The following is a 6,884-nucleotide window of genomic DNA, read 5'->3' as shown; positions in this document are numbered from 1 at the left end:
GTTGTTTGGTGTTACAAATATTTGACCCCGCTGGGGTCGGGATTATGTAGGCTTTCTTTGCTAAAAACTAATCTCATGGTTTTCATATGATTTAATGTTCAAACATACGACCCCAGCGGGGTCGCATATTTGTAGCAATCATATCAAATTCAATGTAATATTTACGACCCCGGAGGGGTCGCATATTTCGTGATTGTTGTATCCATTTTACAAAATCTGTGTGTATATAAAGGTAGGCTTGGATGTTGGGTTTTATTTTAAATATGTGACCTCGCCGGGGTCAAGGTGGTTTTTTTATTGAACCCGGTAGTTGGTTATACGCTAAATCTACAAACTGATTGCTGATTTCAAAATTAAACTGTTCACTACCCACAAAAGACCGAATCAGCCTGTATCAACGGAATTTAAAAAACAACCCCCGACAATGCCTGACTGTTTGTGAAGGTTTTACAAATCCTTAGATTTAACAATAAGTCGTTACAGTTTGTAAAACATTAAATACAAAACCTTAAACCTCAAAACTTCCGGCATACACACTCGGGGAAGCACGTTGCTGTTCCGGTTGATAAAAGCTTACCCAAACGTGGTATTCCTGCACTTGTTTGCTTTTTAAATCACAAACCACGGAAGCATCTGCTCGTTGAGCAAGTTTTGGAAACATAAATCGTTGGTGATTTGCAGGGGCATAAAACAACAACAACAGTTCATCATCAGGATAGGCCATGGCTTGTGAACTATTGTCTGTCCACTGAAGTTGGAGTGTATGATGCTCTACATCCGGAGTGATTTGTAAATGCTCAACCATTCTTAAATCACCAAATGTCAACAAGGCTTTGGGGTAATTGATTTTATAATGGCCGTCATCATACTCCAAAGCCTCCTTCAAATAATAGGATTTTGCTGCATGAAAACCCGATTTCTTTTGCTGAAACGGGTAGTAATAGTCTTTGAATGCCCATTGAAAAGGCCTCATAAATTCCATCACAACCGTCATTTTATTGCGTTGCAACTTTTGTATCGGGCTGGGTTTGGTGTTCGAGTGTACCGGTAACGAACTCACATAATTGCCATTTTTACCGGTTTTAAAGACCAAACCCCCGGCCTTTCCGCTCAATTGTCCTATGGGACTTTTTACAATTCTTGCCATATTACTAGTATTTATGGGTGCTTAGCTGCTTGCTTCTTTGCTGTTTCTTGGCAGGTAGTGCTTAGCTTACTTTAAGGTTCCTTTAAGGTTCCTTTATGGTTCCTTTATGGTTCCTTTATGCTTACTACAAGATTTCCTGTATAAAGATACATAACTTCTTCGATATTTCCTCAATATTTCTTCATAAATAGGGACTTATATTGGTAAAATATCGAAGAAGCTACGGTTTAGTATTGAATTTTTAAAGTAGAAACCTTAAGGGAAGCTACAACCTATATACAAGCCTGCCTACTGGAACAAGCAAAGATTCTATCATTAAGAATATAGGGTAAATAGACTAGATATAGGGGTTTGAATACTAGAAGCCTCGAATAATAGAAAGCAATAATTGCTTGTCTAACCCTAAAAACTTTAGCTATTCATTTTTGAATTAGGATATTAAAGAATCTCCTAGTACTTTTTGAAGCTCATTGATATGCCTTTCCAATGTAAAGTACTTTTCAATATGTACTTTACCGGCTGCTCCCATCGCTTTTGCCTTTTCAACATCACTTAAAAGCATATCCATATGATTGGCCATCGTAGCGACATCGTGTTCATCACACAACAAACCGGTTTTACCGTCAACAATCACATCAGGGATGCCGGCGTGTTTTGTGGATATTACCGGAAGTCCTGCAGCGCTTGCTTCCAACACAGCAAGTGGTGTACCTTCCATATCGCCATTGGCTGCTGTGATGGAGTGTTGTACAAACGCCCGGGATACTTTAAGAATTTCCCTGAACTCTTCTGCTGTAACGACCCCGGGAAAGTCAAGGTTTTTTTCTATGTTGAGATGTCTCGCCAAGTTTTTACACATATTTAATAAAGCACCATCGCCGGCCATGACCAGTCGGGCATCGGGATGTTGTTTTACTGCTTCGGCAAATGCCAAGATGGTGTAATAAGGTGCTTTTTTGTCGGTAAAGCGACCAATGGCAATAAATTGTTTTTTTGAAAACGTGGGTTCCACTAGGTGAAACTCGGGCCTGGGACCATAGACGTTATAAATGATTTTACTTTCAGGACATCCCAGGGCTTTTAAGCGATCAACCATCACGTTGGAAACCGCTATTATTTTTGAAGCATTTTCAAACACCTCTTTGTACTTGTTGTGGTTTTTGATCACCGACTCTACCGAGGCATCATAGCCGTGAAAATGTACCACAACCGGCAAGCCCGACTTTTTTAAAACAGGCATAAGTTGCTGTGCGTGGGTGCCATACTCTACCAACACTATATCTGTGTTGTTGTTTTTTAATGAGTGTAGCAAAAGTTCCTCACGGATATAGGAATAAGGTTTACGATATACCTTGCGTTTGATTTTAAGCAACCCATTTTTAGTTGTTTGTGTCAGTGGTGGGTGTCCTTCTAATTTCATGTCATACAAACCACCGTAATAATAAAATACGCGCCTTTTCAGGGAATGTTTATGTGCCTGAATAAAGGTTTCAGAATAAGGGTTTTGGTTGGGGGTGAAGAGGGCGATGTTCATATTATTTTTTTGCGATACCATATATTCCGGTAATCATTTGTCCTTCTTTAAATTGGACCTTTTGTGGTTTGTCTAATTTTATTAAGTATTTTAATACAGGTTTTAAAAGTACGGAAAGAAATTTACGTTTGTTTCCCGACATCGGGCTTCTGCGCACCCATAGTCCTAACATTTGTGCCATAGAGGCATGCCAACCTCCGGTAGCTTTTAAATCAATGTCCTTAAACCCTGCATTTTTAAGGTGCCGTTCTAAAGCAAAAGGGGTGTACCGGTATTCGTCATGGGGTGTTTCGTGCAGGTTCCATAAAAAAGGAACGGTAAAGAAAAAGATACCTCCCGGTTTGAGGACTCTGTAAACCTCATTTAAAACAACTTCAGGTTCGGGGCAGTGTTCTAACACTTCAGTACCAAAAGCGCAATCATAAGATTCGTTTTCAAAAGGCATTTTTTTGCCATCCCAAGTGAAATCAGGTTGTATATTAGCATCATAAATCTTTGCAGTTTCAATGTCCAGACCGGTATATGTTTTTACATTAGAATGGTCTAAAATATATTCTTTATAAGGCATTTTGCCACAACCAATGTCAAGAAGACTTCCTTGAAACAAGGGCAAGACTTCTTTAAGAGCCTTGAAAATTGAGGTTCTGATATAGTATATATCGAGATTACTATTATTTAAAGATATTGAAGTGAAGTTTTTCAATGATTGAGTTTTTTTAACTGGCTTTTGATTTTCTGTTTAAGAATACTTAAAAAGGTTCTATTTTTAACACCAAATGCAATTTTTCGTTTATTAATTGCAGCATCAATTAACTTAATTGAGTTTTTGTCAGTATAGATATTTTTAAAGGTATTCATAAGCTGTACTCCTTGCATACACTTTGTTTTCTTATCTAAACTACTCCAAATACCTTTTTTGTGTTCTCTGTAAACACTCATATACTCCTTTAAAATATAGGCTTTACTTTCTTTGATGGCAATTAATTGTAATGCCCAATCACCCGCACTCAACTCATAAAAAAAATTAGGAATATGTGCAATGCTCTTATTTCTAAAAACTAAGGTGCTTGTGTTTAATCTATTTTTAAAGATAAGTTCTTTAAAAGTAAGGATTTCAATATTTAAATCAATTTTTTGAATTTGTTCATTTTTTTTCACATAAGATTTATGCCCACAATAAGCATAATCAATATTCCCCTCCAAAAAATCCACCTGTTTTTGCAGTTTTAAGGGGTCTGTCCAGTAGTCGTCGCCTTCACAGAGGGCGATGTATTTACCCGTGCATTCTTGAAGAGCAAAAATAAAATTAGGCATCATCCCAAGATTTTTATGATGCCTGGTATATTTGAAAGAAATATTATCAGAATGACTTTTAATAAGTTCACTTATTACATTTTCTGTTTGGTCAGAAGAACAATCGTCAGCAATAATAAATTCAATTTCAAAATTAGTCTGCTGCATTAGGACACCTTCAATGGCCTGTTTTATATATGCTTCGTGGTTGTAGGTAATCATACATACACTGACTAAGGGTAAATTTGTCATTTAAAACTGTTTTTTTAACAGGGCCGGAATACCGGCAACCATACAATTATCTGGAACATCTTTAGTGACTACTGCTCCTGCAGCAATGACCACATTTTCCCCAATTACCACGTCAGGCAATATGGTTGCGTTACTACCCACAAAAGTACGTTTTCCTATAATACATCTGCCCAAAAGTGTAACGCCCGGTGCTATTTCTGCGAAATCCTCTATAATAACATCATGAGTTATAATACTACCAAAATATACCAGAACTCCTTTACCAATCTTAACCTGGTTTGAAATAATTACATTAGACAAAATATTACAGCCTTCTCCTATTTGAGTGCCAAAATGACCAATTTCTGCTTTTGGACTAATTGTTTCTATAAATTTTCCCCCTAGTTCTTTAAAACGGAGATATAATGTTTCTCTAATCTTTGGATTCCCAACGCCAAGTGTAAAATGATTGTCAGTGTTTTTAAAATAATCTTTTGCTTCTTCAAAACTTTTTAAAACCGGGAAGGTATTATATAAAAAATCAGGAGCGTCCTTATGGATATCATCATAAAAAACAAGATGATCAAGTTTGTCATTTTCATAGCAAACTTCCAAAACTTCTTTTGCAAATCCTTTAGCTCCAACGATTAGCATAATTCCGTATTTAGTATTGAAGTTATCATATCTAACTCATTTTCTTTTAATTCGTGACTTAAAGGCAAACACAACACCCGTTTGTACTTACTGTCACAAACAGGAACGTTCACAGCCTCTACATAGGGCAATGTGTTTAGCCCGGGGTAAAAGTAACGTCTGGGTACAATTTGTTGTTCAAGCAGTGCTTTTTCGGCCTTTAGCAGTTGGGCTTCGGTTTGAAATACTACAGGGTAATAGCTGTAGTTCCATTGGGTGCCCTCTCGCGGTTTTAATCTGTGTAGGTTTTCAAAGTTTAAGTGGGTGTCATAAATTTCCACCACACGTTTGCGTTCGGTGAGGATGTGCTGCATATACGGCAATACCGCCAGCCCCAGAGCGGCTTGGAGTTCGCTTATCTTGCCGTTGATGCCCAGACCGTGAAACGCCAGCGGGCCGTCGTGCCCAAAATTGTGAGAGTTGTAGAGCTGTTTGTGCAAAGTATTATCTGTGGTCACCATGGCTCCGCCTTCCCCGGTATGGAAAAGCTTGGTAGCGTGAAAACTTAATGTGCTAACATCACCATAGTTTAAAATCGATTGCCCTTTATAGTTTACCCCAAAACAATGCGCAGCATCATAAATGACCTTGAGGTTGTGTTTGTTAGCAATCGCTTCAATTTCCTCCACCGCACAGGGGTTGCCAAATACATGGGTGGCGAGGATGGCCGTGGTATGGGGCGTGATGGCAGCTTCAATGAGGCGTTCATCAATAGTGAGGTACTCAGGGTGGATGTCCACAAACACGGGCGTGCAGTGTTGCCAGACAATGGCAGCCGTGGTCGCTACATAACTAAAGGGTGTGGTGATGATTTCTCCGCCTTTGCCCAACAGTTCGAGGGCGATTTGCAGGGGGACTGTGCCGTTGTTGGTACAGGTTATGTAAGGCACCTCCAGATAGACTTTTAATTTTTCTTCCAGTTCCAAAACGAGTTCGCCACGGTTGGTCAACCATTGTTGGTCCCAGGCACGTTGCAGTATGGCCTGGTACTCGGCGATGGGTGGGAGGAATGTTTTGGTGACGGTGATGGTTTTTTCCATATAGCTAAAGTACCTATAAAATAGTTTCAATACAATTAATCAGATAATTCCTTTAAATATGAATTTAAAGCACTTGTAAACTTTTTTGCCCCTTCAGAATTTAGATGATCTGCATCATAAAAGTCTGTCTCAATAAACCTGACATCGTTTAACAAATTAAATCTAAAAGTATTAATGTTAGAATGTACTATTGAATCCAAAGTTTTGTCCATTACATTTAATTGAAGTGGGTTTAACTCAGTTAAATAAGATTTATAAGCGGGTGTTGTTGTTATTATAACTTTTACATTATGTTCATTTGCCACTTTTATAATTTCATTTAATCCCATAATGTACTCTTTAAAATAAGGCAAATCGGGCTTCGTATGCCTTTTTGCGGCAGTTTTTCCTGATTTCACTAAGTTGATGCTACCTTTCTTTGTTCCACTTCCTAATTCTGAACTTTGAATTAAATTACTTTCAGAATTAATATAATAACGGTTAAGCCTTTTCCAATTTAAATCAAATGAATTACTCAATACTTCAGAATAATCGGTGGGTTTATATCCAAGATTAAAACCAAAATACAAATTATAATTTTTTACTCTCCAACTTTCAGTTGAGGTTTTCACTGAGCTAAATAAGCTAGGGTAAGTAATATTAATAATTAAGAAATCTAAGTTTTTGAGTTCTCTATTATATTTATCAAAAATTAAAAAATCAACATCTAAAGATTGAGAAATATAAGCTGCATTAAATGTCTCTATGTTAAAATCTTCGGCAATAATGCCCCTATAAGCATGAGAACTTCCTAAAATTAAACCTTTCAGGTTTTTTGCATTTTTATCTAAATAGTTCTTTTTATAAGTATAATCATTGGGAATGTTTCTAAGAAGGGATTCCCCAACCATAAGTAATAAAATTAATGGTAGTGAAAAAATTAAAACCCTATTTATCAATTTCTTAA

7 protein-coding genes are annotated in these 6,884 nt (G+C 37.3%); all 7 read right to left on the bottom strand.

Annotation, left to right across the window (positions count from 1 at the left end):
• Positions 1-508 precede the first annotated feature (508 nt).
• Complete coding sequence (locus AACY61_RS06590; protein ID WP_339610787.1) at positions 509-1,147, bottom strand: DUF6266 family protein; 639 nt, start codon at positions 1,145-1,147, stop codon at positions 509-511.
• A 430-nt stretch (positions 1,148-1,577) separates the two neighbouring features.
• On the bottom strand, positions 1,578-2,681 hold the full coding sequence (locus AACY61_RS06585; RefSeq protein WP_339610786.1) for a glycosyltransferase: 1,104 nt from the start codon (positions 2,679-2,681) through the stop codon (positions 1,578-1,580).
• Position 2,682: 1 nt separating this feature from the next.
• A complete protein-coding gene (locus AACY61_RS06580; RefSeq protein WP_339610785.1) occupies positions 2,683-3,384 on the bottom strand; it encodes a class I SAM-dependent methyltransferase in 702 nt (233 codons plus the stop codon).
• A complete protein-coding gene (locus tag AACY61_RS06575; RefSeq protein WP_339610784.1) occupies positions 3,381-4,226 on the bottom strand; it encodes a glycosyltransferase in 846 nt (281 codons plus the stop codon). Before AACY61_RS06575 ends, AACY61_RS06580 begins: the two co-directional genes overlap by 4 nt.
• Positions 4,227-4,859: an acetyltransferase gene (locus AACY61_RS06570; RefSeq protein WP_339610783.1), complete on the bottom strand. Its 633-nt coding sequence runs from the start codon at positions 4,857-4,859 to the stop codon at positions 4,227-4,229.
• Positions 4,853-5,938, bottom strand: a complete 1,086-nt coding sequence (locus tag AACY61_RS06565) for a DegT/DnrJ/EryC1/StrS family aminotransferase (protein ID WP_339610782.1) — start codon at positions 5,936-5,938, stop codon at positions 4,853-4,855. The genes AACY61_RS06570 and AACY61_RS06565 overlap by 7 nt, the downstream gene beginning before the upstream one ends.
• Positions 5,939-5,973: 35 nt before the next feature.
• On the bottom strand, positions 5,974-6,884 hold a 911-nt coding region (locus AACY61_RS06560; RefSeq protein ID WP_339610781.1), incomplete at its 5' end, for a hypothetical protein.

This window comes from uncultured Planktosalinus sp. (genome assembly GCF_963973675.1).
Lineage (GTDB): Bacteria > Bacteroidota > Bacteroidia > Flavobacteriales > Flavobacteriaceae > Planktosalinus.
Note: the sequence above shows the minus strand (reverse complement) of the source record. Positions and strands in the feature narration are given on the sequence as shown.

Excerpts from the sequence above, each read along its gene's own strand:
- AACY61_RS06590 (WP_339610787.1), bottom strand. The coding sequence starts at position 1,147 with ATGGCAAGAATTGTAAAAAGTCCCATAGGACAATTGAGCGGAAAGGCC.
- AACY61_RS06585 (WP_339610786.1), bottom strand. The coding sequence starts at position 2,681 with ATGAACATCGCCCTCTTCACCCCCAACCAAAACCCTTATTCTGAAACC.
- AACY61_RS06575 (WP_339610784.1), bottom strand. The coding sequence starts at position 4,226 with ATGACAAATTTACCCTTAGTCAGTGTATGTATGATTACCTACAACCAC.
- AACY61_RS06570 (WP_339610783.1), bottom strand. The coding sequence starts at position 4,859 with ATGCTAATCGTTGGAGCTAAAGGATTTGCAAAAGAAGTTTTGGAAGTT.
- AACY61_RS06565 (WP_339610782.1), bottom strand. The coding sequence starts at position 5,938 with ATGGAAAAAACCATCACCGTCACCAAAACATTCCTCCCACCCATCGCC.